We start from the raw sequence: 22,819 nt of genomic DNA, 5'->3' as shown, positions 1-22,819 counted from the left end.
GCAAAATTTCAGTTCTGTCTGAGGATGCTGCGAAACAGGCCGGTAAGTCTACTGGCAAATTGCGCGTTGCTGAAATCCTCCTGACACATCAGATAAGCCGCATCGCGCATTCTCGTGGTCTCGTCGGGTGAATTGATAGCTTCGATGATCGCATTTGCGAGCCCTTCTGGATCTTTGGGCGAACAAAGCTGCCCTGTTTCGCCATCACGAACAAATTCCGGAAGGGTTGCGATATCGCTCGTAATGACCGGCACATTGGCGGCCATGGCTTCGAGCACGACAAGTGGTTGGGCCTCATTGGCGTAGTGGCTGGGAAAGATGAAGAGGTCTGCCTCTTCGAAAACGACGCGTTTCTGGCTTTCCGACACAGGTCCCAAACAGTTTGTTGCTGTCTTCACCTGATAGCGCCCGAGCATTAAATCCAGATCTACGTCATTTACGTCACCAGCAGCTCCGGCAATGTTCAGGGTGAAAACGATATCTCGTCCGCGGAGAATAGCGCAGGCGGCAAGCAGGGTTTCGATGCCCTTGGCGTGAAACAGATTGGACAGCCACAAAAGCCTGACCGGATCATGCGGTGTCCAAGGTTTGATTGGCAGCGTGCGAAAGTCTTCGTCGTTCAGGCAATTGCGGATGATGGCGGACTTACAGTTCAGACCATCAATTTCAGAACACAAACTTTCACCGAGCAGGATGACTGTTTGATTTTTGAAGACCAGTTTTTGAAAGAGCGCAGACCACTTCGATCTTCGCATGTTCGGCAGTCCGCGACCATGCAGATGCAGGACGGCAGTGACACGAAACATCCTTGCCATCAACATATACAGGCAATCGCGGTAATAGGCGAAACCAGTTGGGGCAAAGCAGATATAAAGGGCATTTGCCTGTGGTAACGCCCAAGTCAAACGTATCAGCAGCCAAAGGCCCAGCCCAACCTTGCGCAGGGAAAACCGGTTCACATCCGACAGTGTTCGGACAAAGCGCATTTCAATGACATGCAAATCGAAGTCTTTTGCCAAGGCCTCAATGGCGAACTGGTTCATTTTGGCCGCCCCATGCATGGGTGGCGGTAGTTGCACCATGGCGATAATTTTCGGGCGGTCAGTCATCGTATATCCTTCCCGACAAACATCTCAAAATTGCGGAACTTGGCAAGGGTCATCCAGATTGATGGCGAAAGGTAAGCGCGATAACGCGCGAGAACGGCGGTGCGGGTCTGGCGATAAACCGCGTCTGGTATCCGGGCGAAGTGGCGGGTGTCCGCTCGAAAGTTCCGTTCAATCAGTCGCGTGTTCAGCCGACGCATGGTGGCATTGGCCAGACAACAAGTCCGCAGATAGAAATCCAGATCGATGCAGCAGGGCAGATCGGTCGCATAGCCCCCGGCCCGGATCCAAAGGGATCGGTTCATGGCAAGGGAAGAGTGATGCAGTGGATTGCCGACATAAAGGCGTGAGGGCGCAAACTGCTGTGCCTTGCCGAAGGTTGGTCGCCATGGGGCGGATGCGGCCTGTGCGAAGACAAGTTGATTGGGCTTGCGGGTAAGGATGTCAACTTGTCGGTCCAATCGCTCAGGCAGGGAGATGTCGTCAATATCCTGAATCGCAATCAAATCTGTCGGGCTGTTTTCAATGGCGAGGTTAAGTGCAGCACCGCGACCAATCTTACCGGGATGAAGGATTGTCAGTCGCGGGTCGTTTTGCCAGTTCTTCGGTGTGATGAGGGGCGTTCTAGAGCCATCATCGACGATGACGGCATGGTCATGAGGGCCGAGTATCTGACCTAGGTTATCAAAATAGCGATCCAGAAAAGCCTCGCCGTCCCGCACGGTTGTGATGACGGTTATCGGATCACGCATCGATCTCTCCCCATGAAATGGTCAGGGTGGCGCTGGTCCCGTGCTTTGTTTTCGCGCTAATCCGCGTTGCGATCCCGACTGCGCTAAATGCAGCGTTTGGGGTGAATTGCAGTGGTGTGTCTGCGGTGATTTTGATCCCGAGTTGCGGGCAGATAGCTGTGTCCGGACTGGTTTGTTCGAACTCTATTGTGCCATCAATCAGAATTCGGAATAGATCGACCTGACCCGGTTCGTTATCGGGGAAGTGGTCCGTGATGATGACGCGCTTGTCTTGAAACTCGATCTGCCTGTGGCCGGTGATACCTGCAAGATCTAACGTCACTTCAACACGGTTGTCGTGGACTTGGCGGGCACGCAGGAAGCGTGCAAAGCTGCTTTCCGTAATGGCCGGAAGTGGAGTTGAGGCTTTGTCGTAAAGGCTTGGCGCATCCTGTTCGCCGCCGGTTGGAGGTAACAGGATGCGGGCTGATTTTCCTTGGCCGGAAACAATCACCGGTGCGCCGGAGACGTCGAATCCCTGTTTGCCGCGAAGTGTCATTTGCGCGTGATAGTGAGGCGATGAAAACTGCGTGATGTGTGCGGAACTGTTAGTCCATGGAGAAGATGGCTGGCGGTTTTGCCGGGCAGGAAGTTGTGTTGCTTTGAGCAGCCAATACCCCGCAAAGGCAAGGTAATCGTCATGGCGGTTATAGCTGTACCACCCCGGTGTGTCCGGGTTTTCGGGGCCGGGGTTGTTCGGAAGTGGTTTAGGAGCCAGCAGGTTCAGCGGTAGTTGACCTGCCTCGTGAGAGGCATCTTCCATGCGGTGGAGGATTGCGTCGGCTGCGTCGAGATGTCCGCTTTTCAGCAATACATAAAGCGCGCAAGCCGCGCCAAAGCTTTGACCTGCACCGCGTCCGAGCAGATTTGCATAGCCATGTGTGCCTATCAATTGTGAGAGCGGTGCTGTTGCCCGATCCGCAATGCGTTGATGTCGCGGGGTTTCGCTGTCGGATAGAAGGGCGGTGCAAAAGGCATGGTATTGCGCGGAAAAACACTTTGGCCGATCAAGGAAAACCTGAGCGCGCCAATAGCGCAGCAGGATTAAGGCTAGGTGGGCGCGGTTGATGAGTTTCGACACAAATCCGGTTCGTCGTTTTTGGCGATTGATCAGGCCAAGCATTTGCCAGTTGGCAACGTCCGGGCATTGCTCTTTGGTGCCGCGCAGGATTCCGCGAGTGATTTCGGTTTTGAGATCCGGCGTATGAAGCAGCGCATATTCGATGAATTCGCGGTGGTAGGTTTTATCCTTTGGATCAGATCTCAGTGCAGCTAGCGCGCGTTCGATATTCAGTGCAAACCGTTCCGGATCAATCCGGCTCCAGAGATTGACGCCAAAGGCCTTGGCGTAGAAATCCGGTTGCTCGAACTGGCCGTTTTCGCGTTGACGTTTCGCAAGATCGTCTGTGATCTGCTGGGCCAAGGCTTGGCAGCGGTTGCGGATATCTTCGTCTTTCAGTCGAAGTGACATGTTACCTCCAGACCAAGAGATTGCCCCGCCTTGAGGTGGTTGAGCGGCACTGCCTGAATCTCTGGGCAACGCCGTCCCGCACGTTCGCGCAAGCGCCACAGCAGCTTTTTGATTGGTGAAATGCGCCACAGGAACCGCGAGACCCCGTTCGGCGCGGAGAGCGTAAAAAAGCGATTTGCCCAGCGCAACCAGACCTGATCAACCGGATCGCAGGGCAGCAGGCGGGCATGAATGATCCAGTGATCGTCGCGGTCACGCAGATACATGTATGGATCAAAACGGCCGGCACCGTCGGCATCCTCAAGGCGAACGGTGATGGTCCCGCCATCCTGTCCAACGAGCTGTACCTGTTTGATGGGATAAAGCCGGTATTTGTCGCTGTTGCAGTGGGTAAACGTCCTGCCTGCAATGATCCCGTGCGTGATCGCGTTTTTGTCAAACACCAGCCGGATTACCGCATCTTGCAGCGGAATGTCATTGAGTGCCTCAACCGAGAGGCAAAGCCGGATTGTGTTCGATGATGTTTGTTCCGTTTCGTACTTAATCTGCAGCCGGCCATCCGATAAGTGCCAGATGTCATCCCGGAGAATGGCATTTCGGGGTTGGTCGGTGATCGTGACAAACGAGTGCCGGTCGGAGCATTCCAGTCCCCACGGTCCAAAATGAATGTCACCATATTGGCCGCTGATCAGCTTGTTTTCGGAGATCTCGGTTGAGAGATGTTTCATGCCAAGGCCCGCCGCTTTGTCATGGCTTTCTGGCAGGCAAACAGGACCAGAACCAAACACGCCATCCGAAACACGATCAGAGCCATGATGTCAGTTGAGGTCGCCAAGTTTGGCAAGCCGAACGCGGAAGTCGCCATTGTGGCGAGGCACAGCCAGCCGATCCATCGGACAGTTGGGTTTTCCTGCAGGGTCAGGATTAGTCGGGTCAGAACTGCAAGCAATATCGGCCAGATTGCGCCTGCTTTAAGGGTGTTGATCAGGTCATGCGAAGGGGCGTTATAGACGAGGTGAACCAGGCTGGTGGGGAATAGGAAAAGCAGACCAGATATGATGGCCATTGGTGCCAGAAGCCAAACATCGCGCAATTTGCCTGTTTGTTGTTTGGCAAACAGGGTTGAGGCAATGGCGGCGATCAAACCGGCACAGAACAGGAAAATCCGTTGCGCCAGAAATAAAGCATCATTTCCCGTGCCCAACAGAACAAAGTCGAGATTTGGCACGAAGCCCGCCAGCAGGGTGAAGCCGACAAGGCCGAAACCGGCACTTTTGCCGGTTGGGACAGTTTCAGCGATTTGGGTCGGGGCTGCTTCGAATGCGAATGCGGTTGAAAGTACAAGGCTTGCCAATGAGATCGCGGGCGCGATCATATAAAGCGCCAAAAGTGACTGGGTGAGTGAAGCCCAGACCGCGACGGCAATCCCTAAGGTCTGGCCGGCAACCGCGATCATGCCGAGCCGAGAAAACCGGGTTTGGGCAGTAATAATCCAGTCCGGGGCAAGGGCGGCTGCGAGCGGGATGAGGACCAGCGGCCAGTAGTGGCCCAGTGGCAGGCTGGTCGTTGTCGTGATCAGGAGTACTGAGATCGCAGCGATGAGCACGCGAAGCGCCAAGACAAGAGCCGCTGAGTGAAATGCGCGACCTTGTGCCAAGCGGATCAAAAGCGGACCACTGCCAGCTTGTGTTGCCGTGACGGCGAGGCCGATCATGGCGAGCAGCCCGAAATAAGTCCCAAGTTCGCTCTCTGAATAGGTGTGTCCAATCATGACAAGGATCAGCATCCCGCCCAATCGCGCGATCATGTTCGCCCCGATCAGCCAGAGCGGATAAAGCCCAGAACTTATGGACGAAAGCCATCTATCCATGGCGCGACAGGATGGTTTCATAAGCCAGATCAATACGGGTACCATAGGCATGTTGGAGGTCTCGTGCGATTTGATCACGGGCGGTTTGGGCGATGGTACTGCGCATGGTTGGCTGGGTGATAAGGGCGCTAACCGCTTTCACCAGTGCTGCGCTATCGCGCGGCGGGATGATCAGGCCACTTTGCTGGTTAATCACCGGGCTTCCGGCATCAAATGTCGTGATCACCGCGCAACCGGCTGCCATGGCCTCCATCGTGGCAAGACTGCTGCCCTCTGTCAGGCTGGGAAAAACAAAAATGCTTGCGGCCAACATGTGATCTGCGACCTGATCATGGGGCAATGGGCCGAGCCATTTGACACCATCGGGCAGGTTGGAAAGCAATCCTCTGGCGCACGGCTGTGCCGTACCAACCAGGATCAGTTCAACGCGCAAGCGGAACTGACGACGAATAGTTTTCCATGCAGCAAGAAGATGGGCGGTGCCCTTGGCGAGGGACAGGTTGCCGACATAAAGCAGGCGAATGGTGGTGTCGTCACGTGCCGGGAGTTGCCGTGCAAGCAGCGTCTGACAATGCCGCGACATGAACGGGATCAGGTATATCTTGTCTTGCGCAATGCCAGCACGCTCCAGGCCATTTACGACAGCTTCAGAAGGGGCAAAGACGGCGTCGGCATAGTGCGCCTCTGCTGTGCGTCGACCGGCAAGGAAAGTTGAAATTTCCCGATATCGTTTACCGTGGGCTGCATATTCATCAGCGAGTTGCTCATAGCGGGTTTCAGCCAACTGGCCGGTCACATCCGAGATGGTGATTATATTGCGGGCCTTAGCCCGGCGCATAGCAGGCAGGCTGTAATTGCCCTGACCATGCAGGATGCTTGCCTTGGGCGGATTCCAGGCAGCCAGCAATGATAGCGGAATGTCGGAATATAGATTCCGCGCTGGCAATCGAAGCCGTTGGGCCACTTGTCCAAGTAAATCGGGCAGCAGATGACGACCGGGAATGTCACAGAGTGCAGTGTCGATGTTGCGGGACTGGGGTTGAACAAGGCCCGTGCCATCGTGGCGCCAGAAACTGTCCCAACGAACCAGTCTTTTCTGGGCTGCCAGATGTTGGGCGAGAATGCTGACCTGATCGACACGGCTGATCAGCCAGATCGACGGTGCTGAAGTTGATTTGGGGAGTTGCGTGATCATCCCCATTTTCGTGTTCCCGATTTGCGATGTGCCGCCTGATTTATCGCATTCCAGATCGTCTCACCATGATGGACGGGGTTGTTGCTGATAATTGCCTTGGCTTGTTGCTGGAGCGTGGTTTCGAAAAGGGCGGGGTTGCCTAGAAGCTGTTCGCAGGCCTTGAACCAGCGGTCGGGGACATCAATCGGCAGTATTTCCGGGGTGCTCAAAATATCCAGTGCACATCCTGTCATCGGGCTTGCCAGTGCGACAACGCCGCATGCGATCGCATCAATCACGCCAACGCCGTAGGCGTCATTGCGGCTGGGGAAAAGGGCGATCTTGCTGTTGGTCAGAATGGCCGGGAGTTGATCTGGCGGTAGTTGTCCGAAAACGTCTGCCTGATCATTGATGCCCGATGCTCTTAAAGTCGCGATTGTTTCTGCGATGTCCGTGCTGCCGACAATGGTAATTCGCTTGGCGATGCCTGCTTTGGATAATGCTTCGGCGGTCTTGATAAATACATCAAAGCCCTTTGAACGTGTCGTGCGACCGCACCAGAGGAGATCATATTGCCGGTTGGCCATCATCCTGTTGACGCAGGCCTCAGGCGTCGTAAATGACGGTGGAATGGGTGCAATTGAGATGTTCTCGCGGGCGATCCCGTGGCTTTCAAACCATGCGGCTCCAAGTGTGCTAGCGGCGATGAACCCATCAGCACGCGAAACCATCATCCGGCGCAATCTTCGGCGAACCGGATTTGCATAGGCGGCATCAGAGCCTGACCAGCCATCAAATTGCAGAACAGTAGGAATGCCGCGTTTCAAAGCCCAGTTCTGCGCCTGCCATTGCGCGATGCCAAAGCCGACCAAAACCAGCGCATCGGTCGGTTGGGCGGAAAGGGTGCGAGTGACACCAAATGGGAGTGCGAAGGTCCGGTTTTCTCCAAGCGGGATTTGTACTCCGGGCAAGGTTGCCTGTTCGAATCTTGCCTTGGGCGTTGCCCAATTTCGTTGAGGTTCGTGGTGTTGGGTACATAAAACACGCAAGCCACCACCTGCCGAAATGGCGCGGTGATGAAGCGCGTCATAGGCGGCAGATCGGTAGGGTGGCACAAGGTTTGTCAGTAAAGTCACCCTCACCGCGATGGTCACCTTGAGATGCTAATATTGTTTGTTACTCAATCATAAGTTACCATTATCTTCAACCAATTAGCCATAACCTAAAATTGCAGAGGGCAGGTTTCGCTGGTCTGCAGCTGTGTCGGGCGGGGTGACAGGGGTGGTGCATGCGCGACGATATTTCACGGCACAAATATGCCTTCTTTGGCTTGCTGCTTGATACGCGACGACGCGCCCAGGTCTGCGCCGCGATTGGTCTCATGCTTCGCGAAGGGGCTGTGACGGAGAACCGAAAGTGTTTCCGCCATCACAGTATGAATGCGTGCAAACTGCCCGCTGCCTTGCGCGATGACAGACTTTTTGCCGCCCTGTCGCGCGCTGATTGCCTTTCGGCCGACGGCATGGGGATTGTTTGGGCTGCCCGCCTGATGGGGGGCAGGGTGTCTGAGCGGGTAACGGGCATCGATCTTATGACCGATCTTCTGGCGCAGTTTGCTCAAGATGGCACGCGGGTTTCCCTGTTGGGTGCACGGCAGGAGGTTCTCGATCAGCTACAGGCGACGTTGCCAGCCCGTTTTCCGGGGCTCATAATTGCCGGCACACATCACGGTTATGAGATGGATGATGAAAAGTTGGCCAGGTGTGTTGCCTCGGCCGAGCCAGATGCCCTTTTTGTGGCCCTGCCGTCGCCACGCAAGGAACGGTTTGTTGATCAGTTTGCGCCCAAGACAGGGTGCCGTTTTGCCATGGGCGTTGGCGGGGCGTTTGATGTTTTGGCCAGTAAGGTTCGGCGTGCCCCGATGATCTGGCAACGGGCGGGACTGGAGTTCCTTTGGCGCATCCTGTGCCAGCCGCGTTACATGATCCCGCGATATGCGCGGGGGCTTTCTGGTTTTGCCAAACTCGTGTTGCCAAGAGTAGTGAGTTTTCAATTCAAACGCCTGCGCGGGACCATTCAAAAGGTTACGACCCTTTTGGCCCTTTGCGCGATGTTGGCATCGGCTGCCGAGCTACAGGCCCAACCGGCGACAAGCATGACGCTTGATCCAGAAAACCGGCAGGCAGCAATCAGCTGGATTGAAACGGAACTCGCCAAGGTCAATGAACCGAATGATGTTCCGCAGCTGATTGATGCGCTTGTTAATGCTGTGTTGTCAGAGGATCCCAGTTCCGAACGACCTGTTATCGACTGGCAGGCTACGGAGAACAGCCTTGAAGTGCTGCTCGGTCTATTCGACTTCGGCAGCGGTACCAGCCGATTTCTGTTGGAAACCATACTTGGTGGTGTGGTCCTGAGACTGCTTAGTCTGCATCCCGAACCAGATCGACTTACGGGCATCGTGCGCAGCCGTGCAGCAAATTTGGCAGAGCGTCTTTTTGAGCGTCGCGCGAACCGGCCGGTCATGTTTGATGGCGCTCAATCTGGACTTGCCCCGCGTTCGGAAAGCACCGCGTCACCCACCATAATTGGCTTTGTGCAACCGTCGGAAATCGAAGAATTGTGGGGGTATCCCTATCTTACTGTCCGCTTGGAGAATGCGGATTCCGGGCGCCTGTGGGATGACGAGCAATACGGGAGCCCTGTTGGCGTTCCAGAGCTTGAGGATGGAAGCCCCAGATGACAGAGCATCCCCACCATCCCGATAGTATGGCGCGTGCGGCAACAGAGCGGTTTGATCCGTCGCTACGAGATTTGCTGGGCATTCTCTGGCAACGGCGCGGGGTGGCGGTACTCGTCTTTGTTTCTGTTCTGATTGCGCTTTTGAGCATGATTGCCAACTGGCAGGGCGATTATCGGTCCGTGGCCGAGATCGGTTTTGCGCAAGACAGACAAATCACGGAACGGCTTTCGGCTGATACGGATCGACGCACCGTCACTGCTCAGGAAATCGAAACCGCGATTGCCGAGGTCAAGGGTCAGGAAACCCTGTCGACAGCACTTTCGGTTTTGAGGGGAGAGGGTGTTTCTCTGACAGGGGAGCAGGCGAATCGCCGTATCTTTGATCAGCTCGCCGCGATGATTGCCGGGAAGCCGGATGCGCCAATTTCAGATGATCCAGAAACAGTTGCGATGTTGCAGCTTCGCAGCGGGCTGGAAGCCGCACGGGTTGGCAATGCGACGGTGATCGAAGTTGCCTTCAGCGCAAAGCAGCCGGAAACTACACAACAGGCCTTGTTAGCGATTGTTGAAAGCTATCTTTGGCAGCGCGAGGATCGGCAAAAGGCAAGCATCCGAAGGCAACTGGCGGAGGCGGAGCTGCAGTTCAACACGGCACAAGACGAACTGGCGGGACTGGAGAATGATCTGGCCACCGTACAAAGTGGTGCCGGTATTCTTGATGCTGATGAAAGTGCGCGGATGCTGGACCGCATCTATGCCCTGGATGAGCAGGCCGAAAAGCTCGGGCAGGAAGTTGCGGGCTTGAGGCTGGCACGTCAAAGCCGGTCGAATGCGGCGGGGCTCGATGACCTTCTGGCGATTTCCGATGTCGCGGGACATCCGGTTGTAAGTCAAATCTCGTTGCAGCTTGAAACCCGAAAGCAGGAATTCGTCGCCCTTGATCAGCGTTATGGTCACAAGCACCCGATCATGCAGGGCAAGCAGCGCGAACTTGATGATCTGCGAAGCGAGTTGGCGGCTGTGACTGGCAATGTCGCCGATCAGATGGATATCGCCCTTGCCGGGGCGGAAGAAAAGCTTCGACTGATCACCGCCCAACGTGATCGTTGGGAAGACCGGATGGCGCTTCGCAATACAAGTGTTCAGGGTCAGGCAGCCCTGAACCGGTCGGTTGCCTTGGCGCGCACCAACCTTCAGGAGCTTGGCCAACAGGTGCAGTCACTTCGACGTGAAATGGCGGCCTTTCATGGCGACGTAGCGATCCTGCGCGCACCAACATTGCCGGAGGCAACCGAATTCCCGACCAAGCGCGATCTGGCGATGCTGGCGATCATGATTGCGATGTTTGCAGCCGTGGTTGCTGTCTTGCTGCGGCATTATTTCGATCAAAGCATTGATGATGAATTCGATCCGCAGGTCGCATTAGGCATCCCGCTTTTTGCCCGCATTCCGGACCAGTCTGGCTCAGGCAATTTGGCAACCGCCCATGACGAGGCCGCCGGGCATCTGGCTGTCCTGATGCGGATCATGGTGCAGGGGCGGGATGCAGAAACCCAAATCCGAACGGACGGGCAGGTAATTGCGCTGGGCTCCGCACTATCTGGCGATGGCAAAAGCCACATTGTCCATGCCTTGGCCGAAAAGCTGGCAGGCCTCGGTGCATCTGTGATTGTTCTTGATGCGGATTTGCATGATCCTGCACCGCCAGTACTGAGGCCGTATAACGTCGAAAAGGTCAACGACCTTACGGATGTCATGTCGGGGATTGTCGATCTGGATACAGCCCTTGCCCCACAGGGGGATGACGAAGGGTATCGATATCTTGGGGCGCGGATGCCGGTGCCGGGAAGCATCGCGACGGGGATGGTTGACGGGAAGTTGCCTGATTTGATCACGCATCTGCGCACCCGGTTTGATCATGTGATTGTTGATACGCCGCCGATCCTGTCGGTAGCGGATGGTGTGATTGCTCTGGGCCTGGCCGATGTCAGGTTGTTCGCCTTGCGTTGTGGTCGCAGCAAACGCCGCGACATTGCTCAGGCCCTGTCGCAACTGCGCGCGGCAAACATTGTCCCGGAGGGCGTTGTGCTGAATGGTGCCAAGCCCCGTGCCGCCTATGGTAAGGCGCAACCATCCAGCGTGATGAAGGGGCAGCTGACATGAAACTGGCCTTGATGGCGATTGCGTTACTCTTGTTGGGCACTGGCGGCTTGGTCTTGTTGTCGGAGGGACGAGCACTGTCGCAGCTTGAAAACAAAAGTGCCGGTTTCGCCAATGGGGACGGGTTCGTAGCTGCACGGGACGCGCAGGAGATTCTGCAGGCGCTCGCTTCAAGTGATGATGAATGGCGCCGCACAATAATTGAGGCACGTTTGGCTGAGATGCCATTTGATCCGCTTTTGCTGGGGCTTAAGGCTGAGATGCTGGTCGAGCAGGATCTCTCGGTTGGCGCAAACCTTCTTGATCAGGCAACGGTGATTGCGCCGCGTGATCCGCGCGTCCAGGTGTTGCGCGACGGGTTGCAAGCGCGCCTTCAAAACCTGCCATCGCCAGCATCACCAATGGCAGAATAAGGGGCGGCATGATCATGACCCAGTCGCCAATGCTGCCAATCAATCCCATGAAAATGAATGCGACCAGAAATCCTCGGGTGTCCGTCTGCTGGACTGTGGTGATCGCCGTTTTAAGGGCGAAGACTAGGACCATAGTCAGGATCAGCATGGCGGGGAGGCCAAATACGATCGTCCCGTCGAGCCAGAGGTTATGGCTGCTAAACCAGTTCGCATTGGTGTTCAGGTCCGGGGTGGCGAAATGAGCAATGACGAGCGAAATGCTGTCCGCACCCCAGCCGGCAACGGGGCGTTCCAAAATTGCCTGCAGGGCCGTGGTCCAAAGATCATCACGCTGGATCAGATCGCTGCGGCCAAGGTCGGTGAACCGGACGAAAAGATCTGGCGATGCAAAGGCCGTCACGACGATAATCGCGATGCAACCCAAAGCAATTCCAAGCAGTCGCTTGAGGTTGCTGGCGTTTTCACGAGGTGTCAGGATGATAAACAACGCGCCGCCAACCAGCGCCGCAATGAAAGCCAGCCGCGAATGGCTTTGGATGAGGGCAACGGAGAAAATCATCGCCAGTGCCAGCCAGCCCCCGGCCTGATCAAGTTGCTTGGCAAAACTGACCGCGCGGGATTGTTGATAAAGAAACAGGCAGGCGACAATGCCAAACCCCATCAAATTGCCAAAGGCATTGCGATTGGCAAAGCTGCCAGTCCAGTAGCCGAAATGGGCCTGCTTAGCAAACCAGAATGTAGTCTGCCATCCCATCAGTTCGGCACTTGCCGCCAAGACCACCTGAACGGCACATGTGATGACGACGGTTCGTGCAATGATCAGGATCAGGCGGGTCTGCAGTCGCGCCACCAGTGCCGTCAGGGTGATTACACCGCCAAGCCAGATCAGATAGGCGGCCAAACTCTGCCAGCCATAAGGCGCAAGCGAAATTCGCGGCGCATCAAACGGGTATGGCTGCATGGGCCAGATGGGCAGGCTTTGCAGGAGCGACCAGCCAATCAGTGCAGCGATGGCCAGCCAGAGATAACGCAGGTGTTTGCCTATTTGCACGGGGGCAGGCCGCAGACAGATCGCCAGAACACCTACACCTGTCAGGATCGTCAGAATAGCAAGTGCCCATGGCCTAAGTCCGCCCAGCATCAGCGGGGCGAGAATGATCTGCGCCATCAGACAGGTTTGCGCCAGCAAAAGCATCAAGGTCTGCCAATCTGCTTTGAAATCAAGAGCTTTAGCCTAGCTGAATTTGAGCTGCCTGTCGCGTTGCTTGCGCGAGGTTCAGAGCCATGAGGGAGAGCGTTTCTACAGCCGCGATGGAAGGCGGGCAAAGGCTGGGTGCTGCCGGGCAAGGCCTGTCTTTGCCTATCTGGCTGGTGTTGCTGGGGAACCTCGCGATGGGGGCGTCGCTCTGGCTGATTGCGGCGGGGGGGATGGCTGCTAAGCTTATTCTGCTGGGGTTCTGGATTGCTGTTTTGTGCTGCTTCGTCTATCGCAGCCGTCTTGGAAGCGGTTTTCTAGCGGGGGCGTTAATCCTTGCGGCAATGATCGGTGTGATCGCGACCGGGAATGGTGCAAACCTCGAAAAGCTGCGTCTGATTGGCAACATTTTGATGCTGCCTGCCGGACTTCTGATCGGCTTCGTGATCGGGCGCGACAGTCTTCGGCTGATCATTCCGGCCCTTATGCTTTATCTGCTGCTGTCGAGCTCGTTTCAGGTGACACATGAGGGCTTGCGTCTTAATCAGCCGTTTCTGTTTCTGGGCCTGTTTGCGCTTTGCTCGGTTGCACGGTGGCGGGGGCATGGGGTGCTGGCGGCGGCAAGTGGTGTTGCCATCTTGCTCAGCCAGACGCGGATTGCGGTTTTGGCGATGCTGGTCAATCTGATCGGGATGATCCGGTTTTCCCGCGCTATGACATGGCTTGTGGGGACCGTCGTTCTTGCAGGTGCCGGATGGGCTGCGGCCCTTTATCTGCCGCGCCTGTTTCTGACCCACGGCAGTGGTCGGTTGGCCTTCTGGCAGGATTTCTGGGTGCTGTGGCAAGGCGGGGCAAACGGGCAAAGGTGGATTGGCTTCGGGGCCGGGGCAGTGGAGGAAATCCTGTCTGGCTATCAGTCTTTTGCCTCCTTTGGTGCCCTGCATAACGATCATTTTCGCATCCTGTTTGAAACCGGTTTTCTGGGGGCCGGGCTTTGGCTTGCGGGATGGGGGGTGATGCTTTGGGGTGTGCGTCACGCACGTCTTGCGGTTTGTATATTGCTGTCGGTGATGCTGACCATGGTGACCGATAATGCGCTGAATTACGGGCATTACCTGATTTGCTGCGGGATAGCCGCCGGGATTGCCGCGCGTGAGGGGGCGAAGCATGGATAGGGATCACCTGATTGATATCCGGGACAGGGTACTTACGCGCATGATGGCCGCTGAATTCGCAGGAGCCGATCCATTTGATGGGCTTGAAAGTGCGGTATTCCGGGCAAGTAGGCTTGGGCGGTTTCGCCTTGCGCGCTTGGCGTGGCTGCAGGCGATCAAGCGGGGTCCGGATGTCTTGCGGAAAGCAGCACGCATTCCGCTGATGGTTAATCCCAAGACGCTGGCTTTGCTGGGTGGCGCGGCGAAGGGTGTAGTGCTTTGCGATGTGCGCGATCAATTGTTGAAAATGCAAAATCCCGATGGTGGCTGGGGATATCCGTTTGAATGGCAGGCACGCGCGTTTCATGCCTGCCGCCATCAAAGCAGTGCGATTGTCACGAGTTTCGTTGTCGACGCCCTGATCGAAAGCGGATTGGCAAAGGATCATCCCACCCTCCAGCAGGCGGCAAGCCTCATTGAAAGCAAGCTCTGGCGGGGTGGCTATTTCACCTATTTTGATCACACCAATGTTGAAATCCACAATGCCAGCCTGTGGGCGGCGTTTGCGCTGCATCGGGTGATCGGGCCGAATGACAAAACGACGCAGGCGGTGGAGCGGGTTCGCGCCGCGCAAAAGGCTGATGGCAGTTGGCCTTACGGCACGCGATCCCACCACCGGTTCGTGGACGGGTTTCACACGGGCTACGTTCTTGATTTGCTGGATCGGTTTCGCGCCGCGGGCATGAATGGAGTTTCGGATGCGATTGCGCGTGGCTGGCAGTTCTGTCGAGCACAGTGTTTTGATCAGTATGGCCTACCACGAAGCTACGCCGGACGGGATGGGTATCTTGATGCGCATGCAGTGGCGCAGGCGATGGGGAGCCTGATCCGGTTTGGGGATACCGGTGGGGCGATGCGGATAGCAGTTTGGTCTGCAGAAAAGCTTTTTGATTCGGAGCGCGATCTGTTCTTTGCAGGGCTTGGTCGGTGGGAGCCGGATCGGCGCAATTATATCCGCTGGACGCAAGCCTGGATGGTCTGGGCGCTGTCAATTGTGATAGAAAAAACGGACCGGAACGCACCAAACCCTGCAAGATCACTCCATGCCGAATTTTGACCCGACCGCGCCATTGAGCTTTACCCATCCCGATCCGAAGCGGGAGGCAACCGAAACGGCTTTGAGCAGCCTGCCAGAACCAGCATTTCGGAAGCTCTACGACATAACGCGAGTAGCGGCATCGCGCGCCAAGGCAGCGGGGGCGATGGAAACGCTTTATGGTCTGACGCGCGGGATGAAAACCCTGCAGCGGATTGGTGGAGAGCGCGGGATTGTCTTTATGAAATCCCAATCGCATTCTGCGCAGAAATAATATAGGCTAAGTTAACTTAGTCTAATTGGAGGATGTGATGGGCATCGTTAATATTCATGAGGCCAAAACCCATTTGTCGCGCTTGATCGCGCGCGTCATGAGTGGTGAGCACCTTGTCATTGCAAAGGCGGGCAAACCTGTTGTGCAAATGTCGGCTTATCAGGAAGACGCAGTAGTCCCGAAACGTATCGGCTTTTTGAAAGATGAAGAAATTCTGATTCCGGATGATTTCAATCGCATGGGCCAGGATGAGATTGAAGAAATGTTTGGGGTTGGCTGATGAAGTTATTGCTGGATACCCAACTGATCTTGTGGACTGCAAAGGGCAATGATCGTTTGTCGCTTGAGGCCCGCAAGATGATTTCTGATACGGAAAACGAACTTCTTTTCAGCCCGATCAATATTTGGGAAATCACGACCAAGAATGCACTGGAAAGGCCCGACTTCAAGGCAAACCCGCGGCTCATTCGCAGGGCGATGCTTGATAATGGCTATGTGGAACTCCCCATGTTGAGTGAACATGCGGTAACTGTTGATACGCTGCCTCCTGTGCATAAGGATCCGTTTGATCGAATTCTCATTGCACAGGCAAAGGCGGAGGGCATATTGCTCCTGACCGCTGATACTTTGTTGAGGCAATATGGCGAACCTGTTCGCCTTGTGTGATCGTAAAGCTGCCATGACCTCAGAATCTCCCACCCTGCCAATTGATGCCGTCCTGCCGGATGTTATTTCCGCGTTGGAAAACGGCACCAGTGCCGTGCTGCAGGCCCCGCCTGGGGCGGGCAAGACGACCAAGGTGCCCTTGGCGTTGCTGGACTGCGCATGGAGGGGCGATCAGAAGATCATCATGCTGGAGCCCCGGCGTCTGGCCGCGCGCGCCAGTGCGCGGCGCATGGCGCAGTTGCTGGGTGAGGCGGTTGGTGGGCGTGTGGGCTATCGCGTGCGGTTCGATAGCAAGGTTTCCAAGGATACAAAGATCGAGGTCGTGACCGAGGGTATTCTGGTCCGCATGATTCAGGATGATCCGGAGCTTCCCGGCATTGCTGCCATCCTGTTTGACGAATTTCATGAACGATCATTGGATGCCGATCTGGGCCTCGCACTTGCGCTTGAAACACAAGGGGCGCTGCGTGATGATCTGCGCCTTGTGGTCATGTCCGCGACTCTTGATGGCGGGCCGATTGCCGATCTGATGGGCGGGTGCCCGGTGATCACATCTGAAGGACGTGCCTATCCGGTTGAAACCAAATATATCCCGACCAAACCCGATAAATGGGGCAATACCCGCATCGATGTGGAAATGACCGCCGCGATCAAAACGGCCCTGCGGGAGGAAAGCGGATCGATCCTGGCCTTCCTGCCGGGGCAAGGTGAAATCACCCGGGTGGAGAGCGCGCTTAAGGATGCGGTGGGGAATGACGTCATCATCGCCCCGCTGTATGGCGCGATGGATGCCAAGGCGCAGGATATCGCGATTCAGCCAGCACCGGACGGCAAGCGCAAGGTGGTGCTGGCGACGGCCATTGCCGAAACGTCGCTGACAATTGATGGTATCCGGGTGGTGGTTGATAGCGGCCTTCAACGCCTGCCGCGCTTTGATCCGGCATCGGGCATGACTCGGCTGGTGACGGTCAAGTCATCGCAAGCCAGTGCCGAGCAACGCCGGGGCCGTGCCGGGCGGTTGGAGCCGGGCGTTTGTTATCGCCTGTGGCCGGAAAATGAACAACGTGCCCGGGCACCGTTTACTGCGCCCGAAATTGCTGAGGCCGATCTGGCACCCCTGACGCTGGAGCTGGCGCGCTGGGGTGTCACGGATCCCAAAGCCCTGCCGTGGCTGGATGTGCCGGACGCCGCCAAGGTTGATCAGGCGCGCGATGTTTTGCGCGGGCTTGAGGCGCTTGATGGTGAAAACCGCATTACGCCGATGGGCACCGCCATGGCCGGATTGCCGGTCCATCCCAGATTGGCGCATATGATGTTGCTTAGTGCACAGCTTGGTCTGGATGAGGTTGCCTGTGCCTTGGCCGCACTCCTGTCCGACCGTGATTTCATGCGCGGGCGCGGAGCGGATTTACGTATCCGCGTGGAGGCGATCATCAAGGGTCGCGCAACCAAAATGATCTCCGAGGCCGCCAAACAACTTGCCCGTCGATTGCGCGATGCAGCCAAACAAGCCGGGCTTGATAAATCGGGGGGTGGAAAGGTCGATCATGCTGATGAGGTCGGGTTGCTTTTGGCCTTTGCCTATCCCGACCGGATTGGCGAACGGCGCAAGGGCGCGGATGCGCGCTATCGCTTGTCCGGCGGGCGTGGTGGTGTTTTGCCCAATGAAGATAGTCTGGCGTCGGAACCCTATATCGCCGTGGCGGAACTGGACGGGCAGGCGCGCGAAGCCAAGATTTACCTTGCCGCCCCGGTGGCGCGCGCCACCCTTGAAACCCATTTTGCCAATCAGATTTCCGAAGGCACCGAAGTCTTCTGGGACAGTCAAAGCGATGCGGTGGCGGCGCGCTGGCAACGCCGGATTGGCGCGCTGGTGTTGGATGAAAAAGCCACCCATGACGAAGCCGATCCCGATGCGATTGCGGCCGCCATGATTGAGGGTATCCGCAAGCTAGGCCTGCATTGCCTGCCATGGGACAAGGCATCAGAGGGCCTTCGCGAACGGCTGGCGTTCCTGCACCGCGTAGATGGTGAAGTTTGGCCTGATGTTTCTGATGACGGCCTTCTGGGATCGCTTGAAGACTGGATTGCACCTTACCTCTCGGGCATTACCAAACGCAGTCAGCTCAAACAGATCAACCTGTCAGAGGCATTGCTCGCCGGGATTGACTGGAACCAGCGACAGGAAATGGATCGTCTGGCCCCGAGCCATTGGCAAGTGCCAACCGGCTCAAACATGCGCATTGATTATAGCGGCGAGACACCGGCTCTTCCGGTGCGGATGCAGGAAATGTTTGGTGCGACCGAAACGCCCAAGGTGGCGAATGGCAAGGTTGCGGTGACGCTTCATCTGCTAAGCCCGGCACAACGACCCATTCAGGTCACAAGTGACCTGATAGGGTTCTGGAACGGGTCCTATGCGCAGGTAAAGGCCGAGATGAAGGGGCGCTACCCCAAACATTACTGGCCCGACGATCCGCAAGTTGCCGAACCAACACGTCGGGTCAAAAGCCGGATGTAACGTTACACCGGATAGCTGATCTCAAGCACTTCCAGCTCGTCCTCACCCGCCGGGGTACGGACGGTCACGACATCGCCGACACCTGATTTCATCAGGGCGCGGGCCACAGGCGAAATCCAGCTGATCTTGCCATTGAGGCTATCTGCCTCGTCCTCGCCGACGATGCGGATGGTTTTTTCCTCGTCACGTGCATTGACGTAGGTGACGGTGGCGCCAAAGAAGATGTGGGCATGATCAGGTTGTTCTTCGGAACGGACGACCACGGCATCTTCGATCCGCTTGCGCAGATAACGCACGCGGCGATCAATTTCGCGCAGGCGCTTTTTGCCATAGATGTAATCCCCGTTTTCCGAACGATCGCCATTGCCCGCCGCCCAATGGACGACTGCGACGACTTCCGGCCGTTCCTTTTTCCAAAGGTGGTCGAGTTCGGATTTAAGGGCGTCCAGCCCTTCGGGGGTGATATATATCGGTCTGTCCATGGCTTGCGTTTTAGCGCAAAGCAGATGGTTGGAAAAGAGATCAAAAAAAGCAGCGCCAGATTGGTGTCCGGCGCTGCTTGATATTGGTGAAACGGGCACGTGCCGCTCGCGTTATGCCTTGGCAGTCGAGCGCAGTTCACGATCATCGATTGGCATATGCACAAGGGCGGCAAAGACGCCAAGTGCGACCGAGACCCACCAGACAGCATCGAAATTGCCAGTCATGTCATAGACGATCCCGCCCATCCAGGCGCCAAAGAACGCGCCGATCTGGTGGCTGAGCATGACAATGCCAAACAGGGTGGCCATGTAACGCGGACCGAAAACCTGTGCGATCAGGCCACTGGTGAGCGGAACGGTGGACAACCAAAGCGCGCCAAGTGTCGCGGAAAACAGCAAGATGGTTTCAGAGGTTTGGGGCGCAAAGATAAAGATCAGAATGACCACAGCCCGCATGCCGTAAATAAACGACAGACCGAACTTCTTGCTAAACCGTCCGCCGGCCCAACCCGCCGTCAGCGTGCCAAAGATGTTAAACAGGCCGATCAAAGCCAGACCTTCGGCCGCGACCGAACTTGGCAGGCCGCAAAGGGCGGTGAAGGTCGGCAGGTGGGTGGTGACTACGGCAACGTGGAAGCCACAGACAAAGAAGCCGGCATTGAGCAACATGAAGCCGCGATGTTTGCGCGCCTCGTGGAAGGCTGCCATCAAACCTTGCGGGCCAAGGTCGGGTGTTGCCGTTGGGCTATGGCCATCGGCCTTGCCGGTGAGCGCAAAGGCGGCCGGGACCATCAGCATGGCAATGGCGGCCAAAATCATAAGTGTCGTGACATACCCAAGCGAGCCGTTGAGCATCTGCGCGGTCGGAGCCATGACAAACTGCCCGACGGAGCCACCAGCCGAGGCAAGGCCAAGTGCAAAGCTGCGCTTATGGGGCGGGAAGACACGGCTGATGGCGGCCAGAATGACCGGGAAACTGGTGGAGCCAACCCCGGTACCAATCAGGAAGCCAGCCGTCAGGTGCAGTTCACCGGGCGAGCTTGAGGTGCCCATCATGTAAAGGCCAGCGGCATAGATCGCAGCCCCACCAATCAGGGTGCGCGTGGTGCCAAAACGATCCGCTAGGGCGCCAGCAATCGGGGCCGAAACACCCCACATCAGGTTTTGAATGGCAAAGGCCAGACCGAATGTTGCCGCACTCCAGCCGGTGTCATTGAGCATGTTTGGAATGAAAAGCCCGAGCGACTGACGCACACCAAGGTTAAGCGACAGCACAAGGCCGCCACACAGCAATACGATCCAGGGAAACCATTTGGTGGCGCGCAAAAGCGCCATACGGGTAGGGCTTTGAGTGGGGCTCATGACGTTTTCTCCGGCGAGATACCTGTTTTGTTGTTGTGATAGTGAACGCGGTGGTGGCATGCGTCCAATTCATTCGGATTATGAAGCTGATAACATTTCTGCATGATCGATGTTGGATATTTTACCAGCTTCCATCACAAGCTCCCCGACCTTGTCGATAATGTCATCAAGATCGGAACTTGAGGCGCGGCGAATCAGCGTGATCGCCATGCCCCAGTTCATGCCGGGAATATCAAGGATTTTGATGCGATCAGCTGCCGGGCTGTGCAGGCAGAAACGCCGTGCCATGATGCCGTATCCGGCCCCGGCGGCGACCATTTCGATCTGCAATTCAAGGGCGGACACCTCAAGGACCGAGGTAAATTCGACCCCGTTTTTATGCGCCCATGCATTTCCAAGTGCGCGGAAGGTGCAACCTTCGGGCATCAGAATCATCGGGTTTTGGGCAAGCTCGGCAATATTGGATGGATGATCACGGCCGGATTTCGGGCCGATGGCGACGATATGGTCATCAAGCAGGGTTTGTGGTGACAGGCTGGCTGGCAAATCACGGCTTTGCACCCCGCCAACAATGCCGTTTGGCCCATCAAGCGAGAGCATCGCATCAATTTCGCCCCGGCGCAGAAGCGGCAGAAGCTCCGCCGACCAGCCCATCTTGATCGAAAGCGACATATCCGGGAACGCTTGGTGGAGGGCGCGGAGTTCGTTGGCGGCCAGAAGCGGGGCTGCCCCGTGGCTTAGTCCAAGCCGGAACGGGCCGTGGCGTTTGGTGTTACCGGCAACCGAATCACTGAACCCGTCAAGGCGACGCAGAAGATCGCGGGCCTCGGTAAGCGCCCGGTGGCCGGCGATGGTCGGTTGCAGTGGCTTTGTCGTGCGATCAAACAGGCTTTTGCCAATACGTTCTTCAAGGCGCTGGATCCGGCGGGTGACGGCGGGCTGTGTCAGGCCAAGGCGATCTGCGGCACCGTGAAAGGATTGCGCGTCGGCAACAGCGATAAGGGTTTCAAGCTCGCGGGTGTCCATGGGGCTGTCCTGATCATTCCGGGATCAGGGGAGTGTCCGCTAAACAGGACGGCCATGCAAGAAATCTATTGTTTCGCAACAATTGATGCATTTCATGCATTAGAAGGTGCGGGGGTAGCATTCCTGTCGCGTTTGACCTTTGCCTTGAAGGCGGTTGCGGCAGCCGTATAGCCGCCTTCGCCACCATCGAGGAAATGGAAATGCGCATCATTGGTGATCGATGGCACGATGCAGGTCATGATGGCACTGCGTTGGCGGTGGGTGCCGAAATGCACGGCACCGCTGAGCTCGGCGGCGTGCAGGTGGGCTTCGACTTCTTCGGCGCGCGCGGCACTGCACATCACCGTCATCCACAGGCCATCACCGAATTTTCGGAAGTCGGTATTATAGCCGGTGTAATCGCGATAGCGGCGCGGATCAAACGCGCCGAGCTTCCAGCCGGTTTTCATCAGGATGGCCGCGATCAGCGCGATATAAAGCGCCTTGAGCCAGGCTTTGATATAGCCGCCTTCCTTATGTTTGGTCGCCTCGGCCTCAAGATGCAGGCCGGGCGGCGGAAAGGCGACGTCTGGGCCGCTTGCTGGAATCGGGCTGCTTTTGCGCGGGCTGTCATCAAGGATGGCAAACAGATTGCCCACGGTTTCGTCAAACCGCGCGCGGTCATCGCGCGGGGCGACAATGATCGACAGGATGACGTCTGATCCCTCGGCCCGGATCGGTGACCAGCGGCATGACAGCCCGGTCAGGTCCGGGCGGCTGCCGGATTGGGCAGGCGGGATCAGGTTGTTGCCCTGCTTCATCTGGTCTTCGGCCCATTGCATGCCGCCACCGGCAAACATGGCATAGGATACAGGATCGGAAACAGCATAGCGGGCAACACGCACATCACGGTTGGCCGCACGGATATCGGAAATCCTGACCAGCCCAACCCGCAATCCAAGATCAAGTGTCTCAACCGCCCAGGTCGCAGTGGCCGCCATGGCATCGCGCACGGCGTCGATTTTATCAGGCGGGCAGGCGAAACTGGCCCCATCGCCGCCAAACAGGAACGGGTAGTCGGAATGGCCAAGCGCGTTACTGACGGCGCAAATAACCGATGCGCCGACCATATTGACGTCCTTGTATCGCCCTGCTTCGACCGCCTTGGTCGATCCGATGACATCGGACGTGCCAACCCACCAGTCATCTGGCAGGGCATGGTAAACCCCGCCATCCAAAACTTTTTCGAAGGCGTCAAAGGTGGGTATGTCGAGATAAAAGTTGGTCACATCGGTCTTTCAAGTGCGCGGGATGGCAGCCGAAATCGACGGACCGCA

At 56.8% G+C, this 22,819-nt stretch carries 21 protein-coding genes; 8 read left to right on the top strand and 13 right to left on the bottom strand.

Annotated elements, in window-relative coordinates; translation table 11 throughout:
* Positions 1 to 8: 8 nt before the first annotated feature.
* The 8 genes from UF64_RS15285 to UF64_RS20960 form a co-directional block, all read right to left on the bottom strand.
* Positions 9 to 1,109: a glycosyltransferase family 4 protein gene (locus UF64_RS15285; RefSeq protein WP_044829461.1), complete on the bottom strand. Its 1,101-nt coding sequence runs from the start codon at positions 1,107 to 1,109 to the stop codon at positions 9 to 11.
* On the bottom strand, positions 1,106 to 1,858 hold the full coding sequence (locus UF64_RS19780) for a glycosyltransferase family A protein (protein ID WP_052657664.1): 753 nt from the start codon (positions 1,856 to 1,858) through the stop codon (positions 1,106 to 1,108). Before UF64_RS19780 ends, UF64_RS15285 begins: the two co-directional genes overlap by 4 nt.
* Positions 1,851 to 3,368, bottom strand: coding sequence for a hypothetical protein (locus UF64_RS15275; protein WP_044829460.1), 1,518 nt, complete (start codon positions 3,366 to 3,368; stop codon positions 1,851 to 1,853). The genes UF64_RS19780 and UF64_RS15275 overlap by 8 nt, the downstream gene beginning before the upstream one ends.
* Positions 3,353 to 4,096: a hypothetical protein gene (locus tag UF64_RS15270; protein WP_044829459.1), complete on the bottom strand. Its 744-nt coding sequence runs from the start codon at positions 4,094 to 4,096 to the stop codon at positions 3,353 to 3,355. The genes UF64_RS15275 and UF64_RS15270 overlap by 16 nt, the downstream gene beginning before the upstream one ends.
* Positions 4,093 to 5,238 (bottom strand): hypothetical protein, encoded by a 1,146-nt coding sequence (locus tag UF64_RS15265; protein ID WP_044829458.1) that lies wholly within the window; start codon positions 5,236 to 5,238, stop codon positions 4,093 to 4,095. Before UF64_RS15265 ends, UF64_RS15270 begins: the two co-directional genes overlap by 4 nt.
* Complete coding sequence (locus UF64_RS15260) at positions 5,231 to 6,433, bottom strand: glycosyltransferase family 4 protein (RefSeq protein WP_044829586.1); 1,203 nt, start codon at positions 6,431 to 6,433, stop codon at positions 5,231 to 5,233. Before UF64_RS15260 ends, UF64_RS15265 begins: the two co-directional genes overlap by 8 nt.
* On the bottom strand, positions 6,430 to 7,566 hold the full coding sequence (locus UF64_RS15255) for a glycosyltransferase family 4 protein (protein WP_152630711.1): 1,137 nt from the start codon (positions 7,564 to 7,566) through the stop codon (positions 6,430 to 6,432). The genes UF64_RS15260 and UF64_RS15255 overlap by 4 nt, the downstream gene beginning before the upstream one ends.
* Before the next feature lie 149 nt (positions 7,567 to 7,715).
* Entirely contained in the window at positions 7,716 to 8,033 is a 318-nt protein-coding gene (locus UF64_RS20960; protein WP_235285106.1) for a hypothetical protein, read from the bottom strand.
* On the opposite strand from UF64_RS20960, the gene UF64_RS19775 reads away from it, so the two are divergent.
* Both UF64_RS19775 and UF64_RS15245 read left to right on the top strand, forming a co-directional pair.
* Positions 7,935 to 9,155 carry a WecB/TagA/CpsF family glycosyltransferase gene (locus tag UF64_RS19775; protein ID WP_369792963.1) on the top strand — a complete coding sequence of 407 codons (1,221 nt, stop codon included), beginning with the start codon at positions 7,935 to 7,937 and terminating at the stop codon, positions 9,153 to 9,155. The genes UF64_RS20960 and UF64_RS19775 overlap by 99 nt on opposite strands.
* Positions 9,152 to 11,317, top strand: a complete 2,166-nt coding sequence (locus tag UF64_RS15245; protein ID WP_152630710.1) for a hypothetical protein — start codon at positions 9,152 to 9,154, stop codon at positions 11,315 to 11,317. The genes UF64_RS19775 and UF64_RS15245 overlap by 4 nt, the downstream gene beginning before the upstream one ends.
* 246 nt (positions 11,318 to 11,563) lie before the next feature.
* Here the strand turns inward: UF64_RS15245 and UF64_RS15240 are convergent, their stop codons facing one another.
* Positions 11,564 to 12,895, bottom strand: coding sequence for an O-antigen ligase (locus tag UF64_RS15240; RefSeq protein ID WP_235285093.1), 1,332 nt, complete (start codon positions 12,893 to 12,895; stop codon positions 11,564 to 11,566).
* A gap of 116 nt (positions 12,896 to 13,011) precedes the next feature.
* On the opposite strand from UF64_RS15240, the gene UF64_RS15235 reads away from it, so the two are divergent.
* From UF64_RS15235 to hrpB, 6 genes are read left to right on the top strand one after another with little or no spacing between them, the layout of a single operon-like run.
* The gene (locus UF64_RS15235) at positions 13,012 to 14,097 is read left to right on the top strand and encodes an O-antigen ligase domain-containing protein (protein WP_235285092.1); all 1,086 of its coding nucleotides are present in this window, start codon (positions 13,012 to 13,014) and stop codon (positions 14,095 to 14,097) included.
* Positions 14,090 to 15,193, top strand: a complete 1,104-nt coding sequence (locus UF64_RS15230; RefSeq protein ID WP_152630709.1) for a prenyltransferase/squalene oxidase repeat-containing protein — start codon at positions 14,090 to 14,092, stop codon at positions 15,191 to 15,193. Before UF64_RS15235 ends, UF64_RS15230 begins: the two co-directional genes overlap by 8 nt.
* The gene (locus tag UF64_RS20185) at positions 15,180 to 15,446 is read left to right on the top strand and encodes a hypothetical protein (RefSeq protein ID WP_152630708.1); all 267 of its coding nucleotides are present in this window, start codon (positions 15,180 to 15,182) and stop codon (positions 15,444 to 15,446) included. The genes UF64_RS15230 and UF64_RS20185 overlap by 14 nt, the downstream gene beginning before the upstream one ends.
* 37 nt (positions 15,447 to 15,483) lie before the next feature.
* Positions 15,484 to 15,726: a type II toxin-antitoxin system Phd/YefM family antitoxin gene (locus tag UF64_RS15225; protein WP_044829452.1), complete on the top strand. Its 243-nt coding sequence runs from the start codon at positions 15,484 to 15,486 to the stop codon at positions 15,724 to 15,726.
* Positions 15,726 to 16,112 carry a type II toxin-antitoxin system VapC family toxin gene (locus tag UF64_RS15220; protein WP_044829451.1) on the top strand — a complete coding sequence of 129 codons (387 nt, stop codon included), beginning with the start codon at positions 15,726 to 15,728 and terminating at the stop codon, positions 16,110 to 16,112. The genes UF64_RS15225 and UF64_RS15220 overlap by 1 nt, the downstream gene beginning before the upstream one ends.
* A 13-nt stretch (positions 16,113 to 16,125) precedes the next feature.
* Complete coding sequence (gene hrpB / locus UF64_RS15215; protein ID WP_044829584.1) at positions 16,126 to 18,633, top strand: ATP-dependent helicase HrpB; 2,508 nt, start codon at positions 16,126 to 16,128, stop codon at positions 18,631 to 18,633.
* A 2-nt stretch (positions 18,634 to 18,635) separates the two neighbouring features.
* Here the strand turns inward: hrpB and greB are convergent, their stop codons facing one another.
* The 4 genes from greB to UF64_RS15195 form a co-directional block, all read right to left on the bottom strand.
* Positions 18,636 to 19,115 (bottom strand): transcription elongation factor GreB, encoded by a 480-nt coding sequence (gene greB, locus UF64_RS15210; protein WP_152630707.1) that lies wholly within the window; start codon positions 19,113 to 19,115, stop codon positions 18,636 to 18,638.
* 111 nt (positions 19,116 to 19,226) lie between these two features.
* Entirely contained in the window at positions 19,227 to 20,477 is a 1,251-nt protein-coding gene (locus UF64_RS15205) for an MFS transporter (RefSeq protein ID WP_235285091.1), read from the bottom strand.
* 78 nt (positions 20,478 to 20,555) lie between these two features.
* The gene (locus UF64_RS15200) at positions 20,556 to 21,503 is read right to left on the bottom strand and encodes a LysR family transcriptional regulator (RefSeq protein ID WP_044829449.1); all 948 of its coding nucleotides are present in this window, start codon (positions 21,501 to 21,503) and stop codon (positions 20,556 to 20,558) included.
* Between the two features lie 92 nt (positions 21,504 to 21,595).
* Positions 21,596 to 22,771, bottom strand: a complete 1,176-nt coding sequence (locus UF64_RS15195; RefSeq protein WP_044829448.1) for a DUF3095 domain-containing protein — start codon at positions 22,769 to 22,771, stop codon at positions 21,596 to 21,598.
* Positions 22,772 to 22,819: the final 48 nt, after the last annotated feature.

The sequence above is a fragment of the Thalassospira sp. HJ genome (assembly GCF_000948415.1).
GTDB lineage: Bacteria > Pseudomonadota > Alphaproteobacteria > Rhodospirillales > Thalassospiraceae > Thalassospira.
The sequence above is the reverse complement of the archived record's forward strand: the minus strand, read 5'-3'. Positions and strand labels throughout refer to the sequence as shown.